At 63.7% G+C, this 17,859-nt stretch carries 22 protein-coding genes and 1 tRNA gene; 11 read left to right on the forward strand and 12 right to left on the reverse strand.

The features are described 5' to 3' along the window. The first annotated feature begins 1 nt into the window (after position 1). On the forward strand, positions 2-1,438 hold the full coding sequence (locus tag E9677_RS05140; RefSeq protein ID WP_136556974.1) for a S8 family serine peptidase: 1,437 nt from the start codon (positions 2-4) through the stop codon (positions 1,436-1,438). A gap of 22 nt (positions 1,439-1,460) precedes the next feature. On the opposite strand, the gene E9677_RS05145 is transcribed toward E9677_RS05140, so the two are convergent. Beyond that, complete coding sequence (locus E9677_RS05145; protein ID WP_136556975.1) at positions 1,461-1,862, reverse strand: ketosteroid isomerase-related protein; 402 nt, start codon at positions 1,860-1,862, stop codon at positions 1,461-1,463. A gap of 81 nt (positions 1,863-1,943) precedes the next feature. Here E9677_RS05145 and E9677_RS05150 point away from each other — a divergent pair, with 81 nt between their 5' ends. Both E9677_RS05150 and E9677_RS05155 read left to right on the forward strand, forming a co-directional pair. Continuing rightward, positions 1,944-2,537, forward strand: coding sequence for a GNAT family N-acetyltransferase (locus E9677_RS05150; RefSeq protein ID WP_136556976.1), 594 nt, complete (start codon positions 1,944-1,946; stop codon positions 2,535-2,537). Next, the gene (locus tag E9677_RS05155; protein ID WP_136556977.1) at positions 2,534-3,409 is read left to right on the forward strand and encodes a carbon-nitrogen hydrolase family protein; all 876 of its coding nucleotides are present in this window, start codon (positions 2,534-2,536) and stop codon (positions 3,407-3,409) included. Before E9677_RS05150 ends, E9677_RS05155 begins: the two co-directional genes overlap by 4 nt. Positions 3,410-3,414: 5 nt before the next feature. Here E9677_RS05155 and E9677_RS05160 read toward each other — a convergent pair whose 3' ends face one another. From E9677_RS05160 to E9677_RS05165, 3 genes are read right to left on the reverse strand one after another with little or no spacing between them, the layout of a single operon-like run. Further along, a complete protein-coding gene (locus tag E9677_RS05160) occupies positions 3,415-4,260 on the reverse strand; it encodes an RNA polymerase sigma factor (protein ID WP_205910101.1) in 846 nt (281 codons plus the stop codon). 8 nt (positions 4,261-4,268) lie between these two features. Then, positions 4,269-4,652: a sigma factor gene (locus E9677_RS25390; protein ID WP_205910102.1), complete on the reverse strand. Its 384-nt coding sequence runs from the start codon at positions 4,650-4,652 to the stop codon at positions 4,269-4,271. 12 nt (positions 4,653-4,664) lie between these two features. Continuing rightward, positions 4,665-5,027, reverse strand: coding sequence for a YciI family protein (locus E9677_RS05165; RefSeq protein ID WP_136556978.1), 363 nt, complete (start codon positions 5,025-5,027; stop codon positions 4,665-4,667). A gap of 259 nt (positions 5,028-5,286) precedes the next feature. Between E9677_RS05165 and lepA the strand changes: the two genes are divergently transcribed. Then, a complete protein-coding gene (gene lepA, locus E9677_RS05170; RefSeq protein WP_136556979.1) occupies positions 5,287-7,107 on the forward strand; it encodes a translation elongation factor 4 in 1,821 nt (606 codons plus the stop codon). A 46-nt stretch (positions 7,108-7,153) separates the two neighbouring features. Here lepA and E9677_RS05175 read toward each other — a convergent pair whose 3' ends face one another. Next, positions 7,154-7,519 carry a winged helix-turn-helix transcriptional regulator gene (locus E9677_RS05175; RefSeq protein ID WP_235882850.1) on the reverse strand — a complete coding sequence of 122 codons (366 nt, stop codon included), beginning with the start codon at positions 7,517-7,519 and terminating at the stop codon, positions 7,154-7,156. 112 nt (positions 7,520-7,631) lie between these two features. On the opposite strand from E9677_RS05175, the gene E9677_RS05180 reads away from it, so the two are divergent. The 4 genes from E9677_RS05180 to E9677_RS25850 all read left to right on the forward strand — a co-directional run bounded on the left by E9677_RS05180 (position 7,632) and on the right by E9677_RS25850 (position 9,027). After that, positions 7,632-7,946, forward strand: coding sequence for a putative quinol monooxygenase (locus E9677_RS05180; RefSeq protein WP_136556981.1), 315 nt, complete (start codon positions 7,632-7,634; stop codon positions 7,944-7,946). 102 nt (positions 7,947-8,048) lie between these two features. Further along, positions 8,049-8,279 (forward strand): type II toxin-antitoxin system CcdA family antitoxin, encoded by a 231-nt coding sequence (locus E9677_RS05185; protein WP_136556982.1) that lies wholly within the window; start codon positions 8,049-8,051, stop codon positions 8,277-8,279. Between the two features lie 2 nt (positions 8,280-8,281). Continuing rightward, on the forward strand, positions 8,282-8,581 hold the full coding sequence (locus E9677_RS05190; RefSeq protein WP_136556983.1) for a CcdB family protein: 300 nt from the start codon (positions 8,282-8,284) through the stop codon (positions 8,579-8,581). An 80-nt stretch (positions 8,582-8,661) separates the two neighbouring features. Then, positions 8,662-9,027, forward strand: a complete 366-nt coding sequence (locus E9677_RS25850) for a YegP family protein (protein WP_136556984.1) — start codon at positions 8,662-8,664, stop codon at positions 9,025-9,027. Positions 9,028-10,467: 1,440 nt separating this feature from the next. Here E9677_RS25850 and E9677_RS05200 read toward each other — a convergent pair. The 4 genes from E9677_RS05200 to E9677_RS05215 form a co-directional block, all read right to left on the reverse strand. Further along, positions 10,468-12,105: a CRTAC1 family protein gene (locus E9677_RS05200; RefSeq protein WP_136556985.1), complete on the reverse strand. Its 1,638-nt coding sequence runs from the start codon at positions 12,103-12,105 to the stop codon at positions 10,468-10,470. Then, positions 12,102-13,415: a vanadium-dependent haloperoxidase gene (locus tag E9677_RS05205; RefSeq protein ID WP_168801120.1), complete on the reverse strand. Its 1,314-nt coding sequence runs from the start codon at positions 13,413-13,415 to the stop codon at positions 12,102-12,104. Before E9677_RS05205 ends, E9677_RS05200 begins: the two co-directional genes overlap by 4 nt. Positions 13,416-13,596: 181 nt before the next feature. After that, positions 13,597-14,301 (reverse strand): type 1 glutamine amidotransferase, encoded by a 705-nt coding sequence (locus E9677_RS05210; protein ID WP_136556986.1) that lies wholly within the window; start codon positions 14,299-14,301, stop codon positions 13,597-13,599. Between the two features lie 99 nt (positions 14,302-14,400). Then, positions 14,401-14,841, reverse strand: coding sequence for a DoxX family protein (locus tag E9677_RS05215; protein ID WP_136556987.1), 441 nt, complete (start codon positions 14,839-14,841; stop codon positions 14,401-14,403). A gap of 121 nt (positions 14,842-14,962) precedes the next feature. Between E9677_RS05215 and E9677_RS05220 the strand changes: the two genes are divergently transcribed. Continuing rightward, a complete protein-coding gene (locus tag E9677_RS05220; protein ID WP_136556988.1) occupies positions 14,963-15,265 on the forward strand; it encodes a SelT/SelW/SelH family protein in 303 nt (100 codons plus the stop codon). Between the two features lie 45 nt (positions 15,266-15,310). On the opposite strand, the gene E9677_RS05225 is transcribed toward E9677_RS05220, so the two are convergent. Continuing rightward, a complete protein-coding gene (locus E9677_RS05225) occupies positions 15,311-15,775 on the reverse strand; it encodes a BA14K family protein (RefSeq protein WP_136556989.1) in 465 nt (154 codons plus the stop codon). 253 nt (positions 15,776-16,028) lie between these two features. On the opposite strand from E9677_RS05225, the gene E9677_RS05230 reads away from it, so the two are divergent. Beyond that, a tRNA-Leu gene (locus E9677_RS05230) sits at positions 16,029-16,115 on the forward strand. A 171-nt stretch (positions 16,116-16,286) separates the two neighbouring features. Then, a complete protein-coding gene (locus E9677_RS05235) occupies positions 16,287-16,508 on the forward strand; it encodes a hypothetical protein (RefSeq protein WP_136556990.1) in 222 nt (73 codons plus the stop codon). Between the two features lie 36 nt (positions 16,509-16,544). Here E9677_RS05235 and E9677_RS05240 read toward each other — a convergent pair whose 3' ends face one another. Both E9677_RS05240 and E9677_RS05245 read right to left on the reverse strand, forming a co-directional pair. Further along, positions 16,545-16,904, reverse strand: coding sequence for a hypothetical protein (locus tag E9677_RS05240; protein WP_136556991.1), 360 nt, complete (start codon positions 16,902-16,904; stop codon positions 16,545-16,547). A gap of 97 nt (positions 16,905-17,001) precedes the next feature. Further along, entirely contained in the window at positions 17,002-17,856 is an 855-nt protein-coding gene (locus tag E9677_RS05245) for a C40 family peptidase (protein WP_136556992.1), read from the reverse strand. Positions 17,857-17,859 lie beyond the last annotated feature (3 nt).

Consider the following 17,859-nt stretch of genomic DNA (forward strand, 5'->3'; position numbering starts at 1 on the left):
CATGGATCGCATCTTGGCAAGGTTGCTCGGCGGATTGCTGGGTCTCGCGGTGGTCCTGCCCCCGCCGGTTTCGCTGCCCTTCGCCCCCACGCACCAGCTCGTCACGCTCGCGCATGCCGATGACGACGATGACGGCGGCGGGGACGACGATGACGGCGGGGGTGGGCGCAGCGACCGCGGCGGCTCCGGTGGATCGGGCGAACGCAGGCCCTCGCGGCAATCCGGCTTCACGCTCTTTCCGTTCCTGCAATCGCCCCGCCCGGCGCCGGTCCGCCGCGCAGCCCCTGCTGCCATTCCCGACCGTGTTCCCAATGAGATCATCGCGGCCGGGCTTTCAGAGGCGGCCATAACCCAGCTGACCACCGAAGGCTATGCCGTCGCCGAGCGGCAGAGCCTCGCACTGCTGGCGACCGAGCCGCCTACCGAGCCAGCGACCGAGATTGTACGCCTCGTCGTGCCGCGTGGCACCGGGCTCGACGCCGCCCGCGCTCGGGTCGCAGCACTCGCGCCCGTGGCGCAGGTCGATTTCAACCATTACTATCGCCCCGAACAGACCGAAACCGACCCCGAATGCGGCGGCCAGAGTTGTGCCCTGGTGCGCGAGATCATCGGCTGGCCTCTCGATCCAGCAGGGCTCGTGCAGCGCTGCGGAAGCCTGCCGAAGATCGGCCTGATCGACACCGCCATCAATCCCGCCCATCCCTCGCTCGACAAGGCGAGGCTCGAAGTCATCCGGATTTCCGACGATGCCCTGCCGCAATCCGGACGCCAGCACGGGACGGCGGTCGTCGCACTTCTGGTGGGCGCTGCCGGTAGCCGGGCGCCCGGCCTTCTGCCGTCATCCGAGGTGATCGCCGTGGATGCCTTTCGTCGGCTCGGCGGTTCGGCCGATGTTGCCTCGACCTTCGATCTGGTGCGTGCTCTCGATGCGCTGGCGGGTCGCAATGTGCGGGTGATCAATCTGAGCCTTGCCGGTCCTGACAATCTCCTGCTGAAGAGGGCCGTGGAGGCCATGATCGCGCGCGGCGCGATCCTCGTCGCGGCCGTCGGCAATGCCGGCCCTCGGGCAAAACCGCTCTATCCCGCCGGCTATGAGGGTGTGATTGCCGTCACCGCCGTCGACAAGGGCCGCAACGCCTATCGCCGCGCGAACCAGGGGGCGCATGTCGATATCGCCGCCCCGGGCGTCAATGTCTGGACGGCAGCCTCGATCAGCGGCGCTCGGCCGAAGAGTGGCACGTCATTCGCCGCTCCCTTCGTCAGCGCTGCTGCGGCCGTCCTGCTGGCCGAGCGACCGGAGCTGACGCCGGCCCAGATGGCCGAGGCGCTGTCGCTGATGGCGCAGGATATCGGCACTCCCGGCCGGGACAGTGTCTTCGGCTGGGGCCTGCTCGATGCCCGTCGTCTCTGCACCGCCGAGGCCTCGGCGGCGCCCTGAGAGCAAACGAACCCGACGTGGCTCAGCCGCCGACCTGGGCGATCCAGTCGGGAAGGCTGTAGTAATTGGAGATGCGGGCGACCTTGCCGTCGCGGATCTCGAAGAAGGCGCCGGCCGGCAGCCGGTAGGTCTGGCCATTCGCTTCCGGCAGACCCTCGTCGGTTGCCAGATACGTGCCGTTGACGATGAATTCGGCAGCACCCCGCGTTCCGTCCTCGTTCACCATCACCACCATGTCGGTGAGCTCTTCCCGGTAGCTGCGGTTCATGTGATCCATGAACTTTGCGAAGGCGTCCTTCCCCGTCTGGCGGGCACCCTGGTTGATATCGTGGGCGACATCCTCAGTCAGCAGCGCGAGAAAGCGGTCCATGTCGCCGGCATTGAAGGCGTCGTAATAGGCACGGATGGTGGCTGCGGCGGTCATCGATCACTCCTCGTCGTGGAATTGCTTTCTCGGGTCGTGGGAGATGGGTATAACCACTCCGCAACGGACTGAAAACACTCTATGACGCTCACCATCCAATCCTATTCCGGCAGCGACGCGACGCCCTTCTTCGGCGACCTCGCGCGGCTCAGATCCACCGTCTTTCGCGCCTTTCCCTATCTCTACGAGGGAAATCCGGACTACGAACAGACCTATCTCTCGACCTATGCGAAGTCCGAGGGCTCCGTCTTCGTGCTGGCGATCGATGGTAACCAAGTGGTTGGAGTTGCCACGGGAACGCCGATGGCGGGCGAAACCGAGGAGGTCAAACGCCCCTTCCTCGCCGCCGGTCTCGACCCTAAGCAATTCTTCTATTTTGGCGAAAGCGTGCTTTTGCCTCAGTATCGCGGCCAGGGTATTGGCGTGAAATTCTTCGAAGGTCGCGAGGCGCAGGCGAAGAGGCTCGGCCTGCGTTACGCCACCTTCTGTGCCGTGGAGCGCCCCGCCGACCATCCACGCCGCCCAGCCGATTACGTGCCGCTTGATGCCTTCTGGGCCAAGCGCGGCTATACCCATCACCCCGAGCTTCGAACGAGTTTCACTTGGCGCGACCTCGACGACACTGTCGAGAGCCCGAAGCCGCTTTCCTTCTGGATCCGGGACCTTTCCACATGACAGCCCTTACCCTTGCCGCCTGCCAGTACAAGATCGAATTGATCGAGAGCTGGGAGGATTACGTCCTCCACCTGACGGGCCTGGTGCATCAGGCCGTCGAACGCGGCGCAAAACTCGTGCTCCTGCCGGAATATGCCGGCCTTGTGCTCGCGGGCCAGTTAGACACTCACACCCGCTCCGACCTTCACGGCTCGATCGCCGGCATCCAGCCGCTGATCCCGGCCTGGGTCGAGCTCTGCGAGGAACTGGCGCGCACCCACGAAATCGTCTTCCAGCCCGGCTCAGCCCCCATCCTTGATTCCGACGGCCAATACCGTAACCGCGCCTTCCTCTTCGGACCCGATGGGCTGATCGGCCATCAGGACAAGATCATCATGACCCGCTTCGAGCGTGAGCAATGGGGCATCGCCGCAGGACTTGAGGGCCTCACCGCCTTCGACACACCACTCGGCAAGCTCGGCATACTCATCTGCTACGACAATGAATTCCCGATGCTCGCCCATAACCTCGCAAACCAGGGCGTCGACCTGATCCTCTCGCCTTCCTGCACCGACACACTCGCCGGCGCCTATCGCGTCCGCATCGGCGCCCAGGCCAGAGCACTCGAAAACCAGATCGCCGTCCTCTCCTCGCCGACTGCGGGCACCGCGCCCTGGTCCCCGGCACTCGACGAAAACCGCGGCCGCGCGGCGCTTTATGTGCCCTCCGACTACGGCCTGCCGCCCAGTGGCATCTATGCCGAAAGTGAAAGCGACGAAGTCGAGGAAAGCCACTGGCTGATTACGGAGATCGATCTCGATACGGTCCGACGCCTAAGGACCGAAGGACAGGTCGCCACCCGCCGCGACTGGCCCGAACAGTTCGGGTTGTGAGCAACTCAGGACGCCACCAACATCTCCCGCCGCCGCTCCAGAAACCGCCGCTCTGCCTCGCCGGGTGAAAGGGCCAGCGCGCGGTGATAGGCCTCCAACGCCGCATGGGCCCTCCCCTGCCGCGCCAAGAGATCCGCCCGTGCGGCATGGAACGGCAGGAAATCGGACAAGGCTTCGGCATCCAGTCCATCCAGCTCGGCGAGCGCCTCTTCCGCCCCCTTTACCTCGGCCAGTGCCACAGCCCGGTTGATGCGGATGATCGCGTCATCGCGCAGCTCGACGAGGATGTCATAGGCCGCCAGCACGGCCTTCCAGGGCGGCGGATCGGCGAGGCTCTTTCGGCCGCACCAGAGCGCGTGAATCATCATCTGCAGGATGCGCGGACCGGGTCCTGATATCCCGAGGGCTCTCCCGCAGTAACGTCGCGCCTCCTCGATCAGCGGCTTCGCCCAGAGCGACGGATCCTGCTCGGCAAGCGGCACCATCACGCCCTCCCCGTCGATTCTTGCCGGACGCCTGGCTTCAGCAAAGCGGATCGTGGCGGCCAGCGCCAGCACCTCGGCCTCATCCGGCAGCATCTCTGAGAGCAAAGCCGTCACTTCCAGCATTTCCCTCGCAAAGCCCGCATGCCGGCCAGAGCCCGCCGCATCCTCATGCGCCTTGGCATAGGCGACTTCGAGCGTCGAGAGCACGGCTGCCAGCCGCTCGGCCCAGTGTTCCGGCCCCGGCACCTCGAAACTCACGCCGGCCTCGGCAATCTTGCGCTTGGCGCGGACCAGCCGCTGGGCGAGCGTCGTTTGGGAAACGAGAAAAGCCCGCGCCACCTCCTCGGTCGAGAGGCCACAGACCATTTTCAGCGTCAGCGCCGCCCGGCTGTCGGCGGCGACGGCCGGGCGGCGCTGACGAAAATCAGCTTTAGCCGCTCGTCGGGAATGACGGCGTCGTCGCTGGCCAACCGATCCTCGACGGTCGGCTCGGGTTCCGGCTCATCCGGCCGGTTTTCCGCCCGGGTTCGCCTGCGCCTGAGGATATCGAGGGCTGCGCGCTCGGCGACCCGGTAGAGCCAGGCGGCCGGATCGCGCGGCAGGTCCTGCCCCTCCTGCCCCCAGGCCTTCAACGCCTTGAGGCAGCTTTCGGCAAAGGCCTCCTCGGCAATGTCGAGATCGCGGTAGCGGGCGGCGAGTGCTGCACGAATGCGCCCGCCCGCCGCCCGGAAGGTCTCGTCGAGGACCGCTGACCGCATCAGCTCAACGCTTCACCGCAGGCCCGGCGGCATCGGCAAGACCGGCCGGACCTCGATTGCGCCATCCTTGCCGAGCGGCACCTTCCTGGCGATCGCGATCGCCGCATCGAGGTCCTCGGCTTCCACGAGATAAAAGCCGCCCAGCTGTTCGCGCGTTTCGGCGAAGGGACCGTCATGGATGGTCTGCTTGCCAGCCGTGGTGCGCACGGTGGTTGCAGCCTCCGTGCCCTTCAGCCCGGCGCCCGCATACATTTTCTCGCCCAGCTCATGGCTGAAGGCGAAATGGCGGGGGCCGAGATCGGCCATGATCGGGCCCATCTTGTCCGGTCCGCCAAAGATTTCCTCATTCTCGTAGATCAGCAGCAGGTATTGCATCGGTTTTGCCCCTCCTTCGGGCCCTTGCGGCATCGTCAATCGATCCCGTCGATGAAGAGACGCGGCTCCAACACCGGATTCGACAACGATCAAAAGATTTTTTCGGGCCCCGCCCACTATCGGCGACAGGCCCGCCGCTGACAACGGTCGTCATAAGGCGGCCCGCCGCCTCCCCGCGACGTCAAAACCGCCGTGATCGCCTGCAAAACCCGATCTTTCCGCTTTGCGATACAGGGGCTCGCTGCTATATGCGCGAGCCATGAGCACCGATCGCACCCCTCTCGACCATATCCGCAACTTTTCCATCGTCGCCCATATCGACCATGGCAAATCGACGCTGGCCGACCGCCTGATCCAGTCGACCGGCGGTCTCGCTGACCGCGAGATGTCGGAGCAGGTCCTCGACAATATGGAGATCGAGAAGGAACGCGGCATCACCATCAAGGCCCAGACGGTGCGTCTGCACTACAAGGCCAATAATGGCGAGACCTATGTGCTGAACCTGATCGACACGCCCGGACACGTCGACTTCGCCTATGAAGTCTCGCGCTCGCTGTCTGCCTGCGAAGGCTCGCTGCTCGTCGTCGACGCCTCCCAGGGCGTCGAAGCCCAGACGCTCGCCAACGTCTATCAGGCGATCGACAACAATCACGAGCTGGTTACCGTCCTCAACAAGGTCGACCTGCCGGCCGCCGAGCCCGAGCGCATCAAGGAACAGATTGAGGAAGTCATCGGTATCGATGCTTCCGAGGCCGTGCTGATTTCGGCCAAGACCGGTCTCGGCATTCCCGACGTGCTCGAAGCCATCGTGCACAAGCTGCCGGCGCCGAAGAGCGAAGGCGGCGAAAAGGCCCCGCTCAAGGCCCTGCTCGTCGACAGCTGGTACGACACCTATCTCGGCGTCATGGTACTTGTCCGCGTGCTCGACGGCGTGCTGACCAAGGGCCAGACCATCCGCATGATGGGCACGGACGCGAAATACGCGGTCGAACGCGTCGGCGTGCTGACCCCGAAGATGGTCGCCGTGGATTCACTCGGCCCAGGCGAAATCGGCTTCTTTACCGGTTCGATCAAGGAAGTGGCCGACACCCGCGTCGGCGATACCATCACCGAAGACAAGCGCCCGACCGCCAAGATGCTGCCGGGCTTCAAGCCCGCCCAGCCGGTCGTCTTCTGCGGCCTCTTCCCGGTCGATGCCGCTGACTTTGAAGATCTGCGCGCCGCCATGGGCAAGCTGCGCCTCAACGACGCCTCCTTCTCCTTCGAAATGGAATCGTCTGCCGCGCTCGGCTTCGGCTTCCGCTGCGGCTTCCTCGGCCTGCTGCATCTCGAAATCATCCAGGAGCGCCTCGAGCGCGAATTCGATCTCGACCTGATCGCGACTGCCCCTTCGGTCGTCTACAAGCTGTTCATGACTGACGGCACGGAACGCGAGCTGCACAACCCGGCCGACATGCCCGATGTGGTCAAGATCTCGGAAATCCACGAGCCGTGGATCAAGGCGACGATCCTCACCCCCGACGATTATCTCGGCGGCATCCTGAAGCTCTGCCAGGACCGTCGCGGCGTCCAGACCGAACTCACCTATGTCGGCAAGCGCGCCATGATCACCTATGAGCTGCCGCTCAACGAAGTGGTCTTCGATTTCTACGACCGCCTGAAGTCGATCTCCAAGGGCTACGCCTCCTTCGACTACCATCTCGACGGCCATCGCGAGGGCAACCTCGTCAAGATGTCGATCCTCGTCAACGGCGAGCCGGTCGATGCACTCTCGATGATGGTGCACCGCATGGCCGCCGAAAAGCGCGGCCGCGACATGTGCGAAAAGCTCAAGGACCTGATCCCCAAGCACATGTTCAAGATCCCGATCCAGGCCGCAATCGGCGGCAACGTGATCGCCCGCGAAACCATCTCGGCGCTCCGCAAGGACGTGACCGCGAAGTGCTACGGCGGCGACGCGTCGCGCAAGCGCAAGCTGCTCGACAAGCAGAAGGCCGGCAAGAAGCGCATGCGCCAGTTCGGCAAGGTCGAGATCCCACAGGAAGCGTTTATTGCCGCGCTGAAGATGAGCGACGAATAATGACGATGTGAGCGCCGGCGAAAGCCGGCGTTTTCTTTCTGGCTTCTCAGCTCACACGACGAACGTCATCAAGGCCAGCGTCCGACCCATCAGATTTTCTCGCATCATGCCCAAGGCCCCAGCCGCCCATGGCGTCGAGCACGGGCACCAGCGAGCGGCCGTAACAGGTATAGTCATATTCGACATAGACCATGTCGCCCTCTTTCAGGGGCTGGCGTGACACGATGCCGTCCCGCTGCAAGGCCGCCAGATTTTCCGACAGAACCTTTTCGGACACGCCGACATAGCGGCGCAGGTCGCCGAATATGGCCGGCCCATCGCGCAGGCGCCAGAGGATCCTCGGCTTCCACTTGCCGCCGATCACCTCGATCGTCGCCATGACCGGACAGTCGCGTATCTTGTCTATGTCCACCGGATATCCTTCCTGGCCCAGCTCGCGACGGCAAGCCCTAACCTCCAGGTAAGCCCTTGCATGCTCGCAGTTTTTGGCCAGCATGCGTTTTCACAACCGGAGGACGTTGAGCATGATCGTCGAATATATCCGCTACGAACTCAAGACCCACGAGCCCCACGAGCTTGTCGAGGCCTATCGGCTGGCCGCGCCGCATTTCGAGGCGGCACCGCAATGCCTCGGTTATGAGATGTCGCATTGCGTCGAGGCGCCTTCGAGCCTGACGCTCCGCATCCTCTGGACCTCGACGGAGGACCATCTGCAGGCCTTTCGCAAAGGCCCGCATTTCCCACCCTTCCTAGCTGCCATCCGGCCCTTCATCGGCGAGATCGCCGAGATGCGCCACTACGCCCCGACAGACGTCGCCTGGACCCGTACCGAAGGATGATGGCTACAAAATTGATGCCGGAGGAGCTTGGTTTGGAGTGGAGGGGGGCTCTACCCGCCTTGCTCGTTTTGCGCTAGAATGCCTCATCCTCGGAGTTGCGCCATGTCGATCGAAGCCCGCAAAGCCCATGACCTGACCGTCAGTGACGCCCTCATTGCAGAAGCGCAATCCCTAGGCCTCGACATCACGGGCGCTGCCGAGAAAGGCATCGCTCTCGCCATCAAGGCCGAGAAGGAACGGCGGTGGAAGATCGAAAACGCCGAGGCGATCAAGGCATCCAACGACTATGTCGCCAAGCATGGCCTTCCACTCGCGAAATACCGGATGTTCTGACCATGACCCGCTTCCACGTTCACTGCATCGGGAAGGACGGAAGCCTGGCCCTCGACGTGCAATCCAATCTACTCAATGCCCTGACGACCCGCGTGGTCGTGCCACTCGCACCAGTCGGTGACGTTGCGACCCCTGTTCCGCGCCTCAATGCGCGCCTTGCCATCGATGGCGAGACCTTTGCGATGCTCACCCAGTTCATCACGACGGTCCCCGTCTCCGCCGTCGGCCCCTCGATCGCCGATCTCTCCGCCCGCGCCGACGAAATCACCGCTCCCACGGATTTCCTCTTCCAGGGCTTCTGAGCCCTGCTTGCCCGCCTGCTCCAGTCGCGCTAGCATTCGAATGCAATCATAAGCCGATGGGCAAAGCAGGGGAGACAGGCATGCACAAGTTCAAGATCCTGAAGACCGAAAAGGGCGAGTTCCGCGTCCAGTTCGTCTACAATGCCGAGATCATGGTCTGGTCGGAAAACTACGCCTCGAAGGCAAGCGCGAAGAACTGCGTCGAGTCGCTGAAGAAAAACGCGCCGGCAGCCCCTGTCGTCGACCTCACCAAGGAGGAGACCGGCAGCGGCTATCGCTTCGAGATCGACGAAGCCAAGAACGGCGAAACCTTCGTCCGCTTCCGCGCCGCCAATGGCGAAAACATGGTGCGCTCGGAAACCTACAAGTCGAAGTCGAGCGCCAAGAACTGCATCGAGTCAGTGCAGAAGCGGGTGGCGGAGGCTCCTGTCGAAGAGGCGGAGTAACCGCATCAAACGGAGGTCAAGCCGGTACCCCACCTCCCCCTATGCGGGGAGGACGGAAAATCGAAGCTTTTGGCGAGCGTAAGCCGCCTAAACTTCAGATTTTCCTGGAGAGGGGCGCGGTTCCGTTGGCGAATACCTCACCGAGCCCCCCCTCTTGCGAAGTTTCAAGGTTTTGCCCTGATCGGGCCAATTCCTTGACGTTGCTTTCTCCCCCCGCAAGGGGGGAGATAGGCCCGCGGTCCTCACTTGTGTTTGGATCCTCGGGTCAAGCCCGAGGATGACGGAGTGTGGGGGAGCGACGGGTATCCTCCTCTGCCGCTTCCATTGCACAACGCCTGAGGAGAATACCTTCTTCCACTCCAAGGAGGTCGTCATCCTCGGGCTTGACCCGAGGATCCAGACACAAGCATTCTGAGGGCCGACGGGGAGCAAGAAGCGCTCCATTTGCCGGAAAAAAGGGGACGTCCCGCAGCGTTTCTCTAACAAAATCAAACCCCGACACATTTTTTCATCCCCCACCATTTCCACCCCCTTACCCTAGTCCCCGTCCCGCCCTCGGATACACCTGACGATGCGATGTCAGGCGAGGCGGGGCCGGCGCCGGGGAGGAGCACTGTCGCAGGTGTGAGTTCTCGGCCCGCTGCAACGGTCTCCCTCCGGACGAGGGGCTGGTAACGAAGGTGACCGGGTCGGATACCAGGTCACCGGATACCCCGATCGGAAGGACGTGCCTCAGAGGCACACAGACAAGGCGCCCACGCTGTCGCGAACATGCCAGACAGCGGGGCGGATAAAACGGCGGGGATGCGCGCCGGGCCGCAAATGGCCAGACGATCATCCCCCGGGCGAGGGTCCCGGTCGGCATGGTGCACCATCCGACGGGAACCTCCCGGGCCACCGGCCAGGCTGAAGCGTCATCATGTGACGCCGCAGCCGGACCCGCGCCCGGTCACTCCTCGGTCATCCTCGGGCCTGACCCGAGGACCGAAGACCGTCGCCGCCTTGCCAGAGAGACGCATGCAGCGGGAATAGACGCCGAACGAGGCGCCGGAAGGAGCCACATAAAACTACTTAGACAGGTTGCTTTTGGCGCCTCGTCCGATCCTCGGGTTTAACCCGAGGGCAAGCATGAACCCACCCGGAGGGAGTGATCCCGACCGGCGGCGAAGCTTGGGGTTTTTGACAGCAATAGATTTTTCCGCCCGCTGCGGAACGGCGCGGCGCTTGCGGGGTCCGATCTCCACCCTTGTGGGGGAGAACGGAAAATCGAAGGCTTAGGCGAGCGCAGGCCGCCTAAACTTCTGATTTTCCAAGAGAGGGGCACAGTTCCATGGGCGCAGGCCTCACCAAGCCCCCCTCTGGCGAAATCTGAGGTTTGGCCCTGATCGGTCCAATTCCTCGATTTCGCTTTCTCCCCCGCAAGGGGGGAGATGGGTGCCCTCACATCCTCTCGCCCGGCCTCCACGCCCTCGGCGTCTTGCCCGGCTCGACCAGATAAAATCCGTCGGTCGCGACCTTTTGCCATTCCCCAGCCTCGCCATCCGGCCAAAGCACGCGGATCTCAGTCTCTGCCTGCTCCCCCAGCCCAAAATGCCACCAACCGGTCTTGCCGCCCGCATGGCCACCGCCGATCGTCACCTCGCGACGCTGGATGACGTCCCCGGTCTTCACCTCGATCCAGGCGCCGACCGCATCGCGGTTCGAGCCGTCCTGCCGGAGCGCAACCTGCAGGAAGCGGCCCGGAGTTTCCGTCGTGTTGCGCCAGATCTCCACGGGCGCGCCCTGGTTGACGACCAGAAGATCGACCAATCCGTCGAGATTGAAGTCGGCAAGCGCACCGCCCCGGCCCTTGGCCATCGAGGCGACGCCAGCCATTTCGCCCATCTCGGTGAACTTGCCGTCCTCGCCCTGGACAAGCAGGTTGTTGGGATCTTTCTCGGCGAAATCGGGCATCTCCGCGACATTGCCCTTGGCGACGAAAAGATCGGTGCGGCCGTCATTGTTGACGTCCTCGAACTCCGTGTGCCAGGCGGTCGAAGGCCGGATTTCGCCACCGACATAGGGCCGGTGGGCTGTGGCCCCCTTGGCGAAGGCGATATCGGCATAAGAGGGCTTCGGCTTGCCGTCGGCGGGGATTTCGCCCAGCTTCTGCAGCTTGTTGTCGGCCATGCTGGTCAGGAAATATTCCGGGTAGCCGTCGAAATCGAGGTCGTGGGCGGCGATGCCCATGCCCCAGATGCGCAGGTATTTCCACCCCTCTTCCTGGGTGTAGAGCCTCGGTGTCTTGCCCGCCTCGACATGCCACATCTGCTCCTGGCCACCCTTGTAATACTCCCGGTCGTTAGAGACACGCAGCGAGGGCGTGCCGGAGCGGTTCCAGTCGGTAAAGAGGATCGACAGTGGGCAATAGGAGGGCGTGAGCGGCAGCGGCGGGGCAAAGCGGCGCTCGGTGGCGGACATGGGGCGGTGCAGCCAGTTGTCCGTGCAGGAGCCCCAGGGCTCAAAATCCTCGAAGCGGTCGATATAGTTGCCGATGGCGAGCGTCGGCCAGGTGTTGCCGCGCTCCCAGGTGGCGGAGAAGGCCGTGGACCAGGCGTCACCACCATCGAAGCCCCAGGCCTCGTTGGCGCGCTCGAAGCGGCATTCGCCCAATCCCCGCATGACGACATTCTCGCCGGAGCGCAGAAGGACGACATCTTGCAGCCCGTCGCCGTCGATGTCGAGCGGATAGGCGCCGATCACCTTGTCGAGTTCGAGGCCTGAGGGTTTCTCCTCGAATTCGAGCGCTCCGCCCGGCTCGCTGCGGTTCAGGTAGAATTTCGCCTTGTCCTCGCCGCCGGAAAGCACCAGGTCGGGGAACCCGTCGGCATTGCAGTCGAAGCTGCCCGCACCACCGCCGACCATGTACTCCCAGTCGCCGCGATAGGTGCTGGCGATGCCGCTGGAAGCGGTTTCGTCGGTAAAGCGGGGAACGAGGGGGCCGCCATTGGCGAGCGCTGGCGCGGCCTCAGGCAGCGACAGCAGAAGGGCAAGGCCCGCGACCCGACCCGGAAGACGAACCGTCCTGCGCCCGGTCATCCGCGCGTCCTCAGGGCGACCGTCTTCTCGCCGATGCAGCGGCCCTGGTCGAGGCCACGGTCGATCGCCGCGCGGAAGTGGATGCCGCCATACAGGCGGGATACGCCGGCTTCTTCTGCGGCTTCCCAGAAGCTGCCAAAGGATCGATTGGGCAGCTTGTCCTTTTCATGCGTGTTGTCGGTAAAGGCGAAGTTCTCGCCGAAGAAGGCGGTGAGAACCGTGGCAGCTGCGCCCGACTGAGTAGAATGGCCGGAGGGATATTCCGGGAAGGGCGGCGTGATCAGGATCGGCTCCCATTTCGGGTCGATCACGCGCTTGATATAGGTGACAGGGCGGAGCAGGTCGTATTCGAATTTGGAATGCCAGCAGCCGATGAAGGCATCGGCCAGGGTCACGCCGAGGCGGGCCATCAGGTCGGCATGGTCGGCAGCGCTCGCCTTGCGCTCGTCGAGGATCTTCAGACCAATCACGATCCAGTGGCCGGGCGGGGTCGGCGAGAGCATCGGATCGTCGGACCAGAAGCGGGCGACAGCGCGCTGCTCGGGCGTCAGGGTCTTGACGGTCTCGTAGACCTCGAGCGCTTCGTTGTAGAAATCCGAGCCCTTGTCCTCGCTGTATGCCGGCGGCGACGGGAGCGGGCAGCCATTGCCCGTTTCCATCGCGAACGGCCGATTCTCGCCCCATTTTGGCAATAGCGGCATCTGCTGCTGGTTGATCAGACTGGTCGGGATCCAGTGGGATGGGCCTTCATTCAGGGCGAATTCCAGCGGAAAGCCCATGTTCTCGACCTTGGCGCCACCGTCGCCTGCCGACCAGGCAAGGATGTGGGCTGTGACGCTTCGGCCATAGGCTTCGCTGCGGGCGACGAGATCGGGGGCGAGGCCGCTCGACACCTCTGCCGACAGCTTTTCCGTCATGCGCTTCAGGGCGCGCTGGCCGGTCGGGCCGGTATTGCCGAAGAGTTCTCGGGCCGCGGATGAAAGAGCCGCCTGCAAGACGACGGCCTCGTCGTAGCTTGCACCCGCTTCACGCCGGGGCACGGGGGTGAGGCCGTTCAACTGGCCGGAAAGCGTCATCAGCGTCGGATCGCCGGAGGCGAGCGACTCGTGGCTCGCCACACCCAGATAGGCGAAGGCGCGGCTGGCGACAGGCGGTGAATAGGTCGGCGTGTGGCGAACGAGCTCGATCACCAGACGATACCAGTCGCGGATGACCTTGTCGGCACCAACGCTGGATGCCTGGGCCGGCGGAACCGCCAGCGCCATAAGAATGAAGCAGAGCGCCAGAAGGCGGTTCCCCACTGCTTTCATGTCCCCCTCCCACAGGTTTCAGAAGCGATCTCAATCGATTGAATGTCGATTAAGCACGGAGGCGGAACACTCGCAAGAGGAGGCGCGACGACGGGCGTTCAAATCCAGCCGATAGCGCTGCCGGTGCTATGGCAGGAATGCCGCCTGCCGACGCTTGAGCCCCGAGGCCGCAGCGGGCCTCTCAAACCGGCGTAATCTGCCGAACCCAGGCACGCGCAAGGGCAAGGCCGGCTTCGTCCGAGAGCGGCCCCTCCGTCGTTTCGAGTTTCGGATGGCGGGCGAGCCAGCCGGGCTCCTTGCGCTCGATCAGGTCAGGGAAATGGGTCATCCAATTGCGTACCACGTCGCGATTGGCCTCGAAGTGGAACTGAAAACCGTAAGCCGCACGGCCGATGCGGAAGGCCTGGTGCCGGGCGGCGTCGTTCTCTGCCAGGTGCGCCGCACCTTCCGGCAGGGTGAAAGTATCGTCGTGCCACTGGAAGGAGAGGAAACGATCGGGCAGGACCGACAGGACAGGATCGGCCTTTCCGGCCTCGGTGCGGCCGATGCTGCGCCAGCCGAATTCGGGGGCCGACCCGATGAGGTTTTCGCCACCATAGGCGCGGGCAAGGACCTGACTGCCGAGGCAGATGCCCAAGACAGCCTTGCCGCTGTCGCCGAAGCGGCGCATGAGGTCCGCGAGATCCGGCAGATGTGGATGCTTCTCGTCGTCGCGGGCATTCTGTTCGCCGCCGAAGACGACGAGGGCATCATGCGCATCGAAATCCGGCAAGGGTTCCCCCGAATAGGCACGGATCGTGACGATCTGCGCGCCGGCCTCGGCAAGCGCAATGCCGACCTGGCCGGCTTCAGTGACGCGGGTATTCTCGACGATGGCAACGCGCATGGGGGAATCGCATCTCGTGGGCGGGATGCCTCAGAGAAAGCATGGACGCGCGGTCGTCGCAAGACAGGAGGGCGCCGCGAACGACGCCCTCCTGCGACCTCAGAAGGTTTTCTTCAGGCGTGCATCGACGGACTGGCTGTTGCCGCCGCGGATGACGAAGAAGAAGGTGATCGCCGCCCAGAGCAGCGACTTTTCGGCACCGGAAAAACCCTGGTCGAGCTGGATCCAATGGAAATAGACGGTAACGAGCAGGACGATCGTGGCAGCGAGTGCCACCGGGCGGGTGAGCAGACCGATGGCCAGCAGGATACCTCCGAAGAATTCCGTGGCGGCGAGCAGCGGCGACCAGAAGACACCCGGATAGAAGCCCAAGCCCTCGACCATCTGGACGGCGCCGAAGGGATCGACGATCTTGCCGGCGCCGTGGATAACGAGAAAACCGCCTGCGACGAGGCGCAGCAGGGTTTCGACCAGATCATGGCCGGAGCGATAGGCGGGAGCAAGAGCGGGGATGAAAAGACGGTTCGGTTCGGTGGACATTCAAATACCTCGAAAAACAATGATCCCGGCCTCTTGGCGCAAGGCCGCGCCCGTGGCAATTGCGAACAGAAATATACCTGAATAAATGAGTTAACTTATGCGTGATGCGAGGAGAGCCAACATGGACAAGCCGCGGATATCGATCACCTATTGCACCCAGTGCAACTGGCTCCTGCGTTCCGGATGGATGGCGCAAGAGTTGCTGCACACCTTCTCCGACGATCTCGGCGAAGTGGCGCTCATTCCCGCAACGGGCGGGATTTTCGAGATACGGCTGAACGACGAGTTGATCTGGGAGCGCAAGCGGGACGGCGGATTTCCCGGTCCGAAGGAGTTGAAGCAGAAGGTACGCGACGCGATCGATCCCGAGCGTGACCTTGGCCATGTCGACCGGGCGAACCGCAACGAAGGGCTCGACAGTTGAGACAGACAAGGCGGCCCGTGGGCCGCCTTGTCGATTTCCGACCAGTCAGTTGAAGGGCGACCGGCAGACCTTGTAGTAGCCGCTCGACGAAAGGAACTGATTGGTGCGCGGATTGTAGGACCGATAGCGGTTCAGGCACCAGTCGACATGCCGCTCCCAGGCGCGGCCCCGCGGGCGATACCCCGGATCGTCATAGACCGGCGGGCGGGGACGCGGACGGTAACCGGGCTCGACATAGACGGGCGGACGCGGGCGCGGCCGATAGACCGGCTGCTCATCATAGACCGACGGCGGATAATATTCAGGCGGCAGCGGGCGCGGGCGGCGCGGCGGCGGGCGATCCCAAGTTTCGTAACAACCGGAGAAGTCACAGACCAGATCGACCTGCTCGATGTCCGTGCGCTGCTCCGCGTTGGGTTGAAACGGCTTCGGCATGGCGGCCTCGGCCAAAGGGGCAAACAATTGGGTGCCGGCCAGTGCCAGGGCCATGAGGGCAGTTCTCGTCGTCATCTCTTCTTCCTGTTTTGGACCCGGCATGCGGCTCACCGCGCTTCGCCGACACGGAAACAGAGCCGTTCGATCACGGCTTTTTCACGACGACGTCATCGACCAGCAGGTGGCAGCTGGCACGGCCGAGGCCAGTTAGGTGTCGCAATTCGCCTGATGGTTCTCCCACCATTCCGGGCCCTTTCGCAGGGCTGACATGAAAACTTCAAAATGCCGGTTGACAGGCCGGGGTAGTCCCTTTACACGGCTCCTCGTCGCCCAGATGGCGGAATTGGTAGACGCGCCAGCTTCAGGTGCTGGTACTCGAAAGGGTGTGGAGGTTCGAGTCCTCTTCTGGGCACCAAATTCCGATTTGAGATCAGCAGTTTATGCGGTCGTCAAACAATAGAAAAAAGCCCGGCTTGCCGGGCTTTTTTCTTGTCTTTGGCACGCTTTCAGAACGCCCGAAAAAGCCGGCGCGAGGGCTTGCTGCTCATCCCTTCACGACCGTTCCGATTGCCGAAAAGGACAGACCATGGACGAGACAATCGCCATCGAAAGCCGCAGTGATTTTGCCCTCTGGGCGATCGAGCGGGCGAAGGAAATCGTGGCCCAGGAAGGCACGGCGCTCGCGCTTGCTGCCCGGGACATGGACGAGGAAAGCCTGCGAGAAGCTGGTCACAAGCTGGGCGGCGCAATCAGCGAAGCACTTCTGGAAGTTTTCGACGGTCTGCTCGGCCAGGACGATCAGGGCTGAGCCCGCAATCATGACGCGGAGCCTATCCGCAGGCGATCAATCGATGATGCGCGGGTTTACGCCCGGATACCACTGACGGCCCGAGCGCGGCGGCTGGGTGCCCTGATAGACGATGCCGTTTTTTTCGCAGCGATAGACGGTGTAGGGCAGCGTGTCGCGCAGTTCGCGCCGACCGCCGAAACCCGGCCGCGGCGCAACCGTGCGGGTTTCGCAGCTGTAACCCTCGCCGAACTGATTGGCCGGATCCTGCGGCTTGACGCCCGGGAGATCCTGGAAGCTTTCCTGTCCGGCATTGCCCCAGGCCACGCCTTCGGCGGCAAGGGCCGGAGCCGAAAAAGCCGACGAAAGGACCATCAGTAGCGCGATTGCGCTCTTGCGGCCGACAGAACTCGGCATTGGAATGTCTCGGCGAACGGGTAGCATGGCAGCAATCTCTCAAAGTATGACCAGGCCGATATAAGGTCTCGCATCCCCAGCACCAAGGGCCGACACTTCACGTTTCGGCGACAGGGCGGCGATAGCCTGTCGGCGCGCCATAGAGCCAGCCGATGCGTTCGATCGCGGCTTCCAGCGTCTCGCGCGCCACTGTCATGGTATGGCCATTGGCATGGATCATCGTCATCTCGTCTTCCATGATCGCCACATGCCCCTTCCAGAAGACGAGATCACCGCGCCGCAGGGCGCGGCGCTCGATCGGCATTCCGAGGCCCGAGGCCTGCATGTCGCTGTCGCGTGGGGCCGCATGGCCGGCCATGCGCATGGCAATCTGGACGAGGCCGGAGCAGTCGATGCCGAAGCCGGATTTGCCGCCCCAGAGATAGGGCGTTTCGTGGAAGAGGCCAGCGACCGAGACGTAATCGGGTGCCGGCGGATCGGAGACGGGGCCAAGGTGGCGGGCGACGAGTGCTCCGCCGTCGGCAAGGAGGAGATAGCGCGTGCCGCGGGTCTCTGCCTCACCTGCGATCCTGAGCCGGCTACCCATCGAGAGCACCATGCGGGTGGGGAAACGCAGGTCGGCGCCGGAATAGACGAAGGTGCGCGGGACAGTGACGATGTGGGTCGGTGTGACGACCGGGCCGAGTGCATCTTCCGGCAGATAGCCGACATAGCCGTCGCCGATCGCCTGGACCCAGGCCCAGCCCTCGGCCCGCTCGAAGACGTGGACTTCCTCGCCGAGCAGGAGTTCGGTGTCGATACCGATGGCCCTATCCGGCTTCGGGCGAAGTGCCACGACCGGCCGACTGACCATTGCGGGTTCGGGTGTGACGAACCGTTCGGCTTCCACTTGGCCCTTCAGGGCAATGTCGGCAAGGTCCGGACGGAAGGCGTTGAGGCGCCGGTCGAGCATGAA

This window comes from Peteryoungia rhizophila, from assembly GCF_004912145.1.
Taxonomy (GTDB): domain Bacteria; phylum Pseudomonadota; class Alphaproteobacteria; order Rhizobiales; family Rhizobiaceae; genus Allorhizobium; species Allorhizobium rhizophilum.

What these genes read in the sequence shown, in the direction of transcription:
- E9677_RS05140 (WP_136556974.1), top strand. Translation starts at nt 2, where the DNA reads ATGGATCGCATCTTGGCAAGGTTGCTCGGCGGATTGCTGGGTCTCGCG.
- E9677_RS05145 (WP_136556975.1), bottom strand. Translation starts at nt 1,862, where the DNA reads ATGACCGCCGCAGCCACCATCCGTGCCTATTACGACGCCTTCAATGCC.
- E9677_RS05150 (WP_136556976.1), top strand. Translation starts at nt 1,944, where the DNA reads ATGACGCTCACCATCCAATCCTATTCCGGCAGCGACGCGACGCCCTTC.
- E9677_RS05155 (WP_136556977.1), top strand. Translation starts at nt 2,534, where the DNA reads ATGACAGCCCTTACCCTTGCCGCCTGCCAGTACAAGATCGAATTGATC.
- E9677_RS05160 (WP_205910101.1), bottom strand. Translation starts at nt 4,260, where the DNA reads ATGGTCTGTGGCCTCTCGACCGAGGAGGTGGCGCGGGCTTTTCTCGTT.
- E9677_RS25390 (WP_205910102.1), bottom strand. Translation starts at nt 4,652, where the DNA reads ATGCGGTCAGCGGTCCTCGACGAGACCTTCCGGGCGGCGGGCGGGCGC.
- E9677_RS05165 (WP_136556978.1), bottom strand. Translation starts at nt 5,027, where the DNA reads ATGCAATACCTGCTGCTGATCTACGAGAATGAGGAAATCTTTGGCGGA.
- lepA (WP_136556979.1), top strand. Translation starts at nt 5,287, where the DNA reads ATGAGCACCGATCGCACCCCTCTCGACCATATCCGCAACTTTTCCATC.
- E9677_RS05180 (WP_136556981.1), top strand. Translation starts at nt 7,632, where the DNA reads ATGATCGTCGAATATATCCGCTACGAACTCAAGACCCACGAGCCCCAC.
- E9677_RS05185 (WP_136556982.1), top strand. Translation starts at nt 8,049, where the DNA reads ATGTCGATCGAAGCCCGCAAAGCCCATGACCTGACCGTCAGTGACGCC.
- E9677_RS05190 (WP_136556983.1), top strand. Translation starts at nt 8,282, where the DNA reads ATGACCCGCTTCCACGTTCACTGCATCGGGAAGGACGGAAGCCTGGCC.
- E9677_RS25850 (WP_136556984.1), top strand. Translation starts at nt 8,662, where the DNA reads ATGCACAAGTTCAAGATCCTGAAGACCGAAAAGGGCGAGTTCCGCGTC.
- E9677_RS05200 (WP_136556985.1), bottom strand. Translation starts at nt 12,105, where the DNA reads ATGACCGGGCGCAGGACGGTTCGTCTTCCGGGTCGGGTCGCGGGCCTT.
- E9677_RS05205 (WP_168801120.1), bottom strand. Translation starts at nt 13,415, where the DNA reads ATGAAAGCAGTGGGGAACCGCCTTCTGGCGCTCTGCTTCATTCTTATG.
- E9677_RS05210 (WP_136556986.1), bottom strand. Translation starts at nt 14,301, where the DNA reads ATGCGCGTTGCCATCGTCGAGAATACCCGCGTCACTGAAGCCGGCCAG.
- E9677_RS05215 (WP_136556987.1), bottom strand. Translation starts at nt 14,841, where the DNA reads ATGTCCACCGAACCGAACCGTCTTTTCATCCCCGCTCTTGCTCCCGCC.
- E9677_RS05220 (WP_136556988.1), top strand. Translation starts at nt 14,963, where the DNA reads ATGGACAAGCCGCGGATATCGATCACCTATTGCACCCAGTGCAACTGG.
- E9677_RS05225 (WP_136556989.1), bottom strand. Translation starts at nt 15,775, where the DNA reads ATGACGACGAGAACTGCCCTCATGGCCCTGGCACTGGCCGGCACCCAA.
- E9677_RS05235 (WP_136556990.1), top strand. Translation starts at nt 16,287, where the DNA reads ATGGACGAGACAATCGCCATCGAAAGCCGCAGTGATTTTGCCCTCTGG.
- E9677_RS05240 (WP_136556991.1), bottom strand. Translation starts at nt 16,904, where the DNA reads ATGCCGAGTTCTGTCGGCCGCAAGAGCGCAATCGCGCTACTGATGGTC.
- E9677_RS05245 (WP_136556992.1), bottom strand. Translation starts at nt 17,856, where the DNA reads ATGCTCGACCGGCGCCTCAACGCCTTCCGTCCGGACCTTGCCGACATT.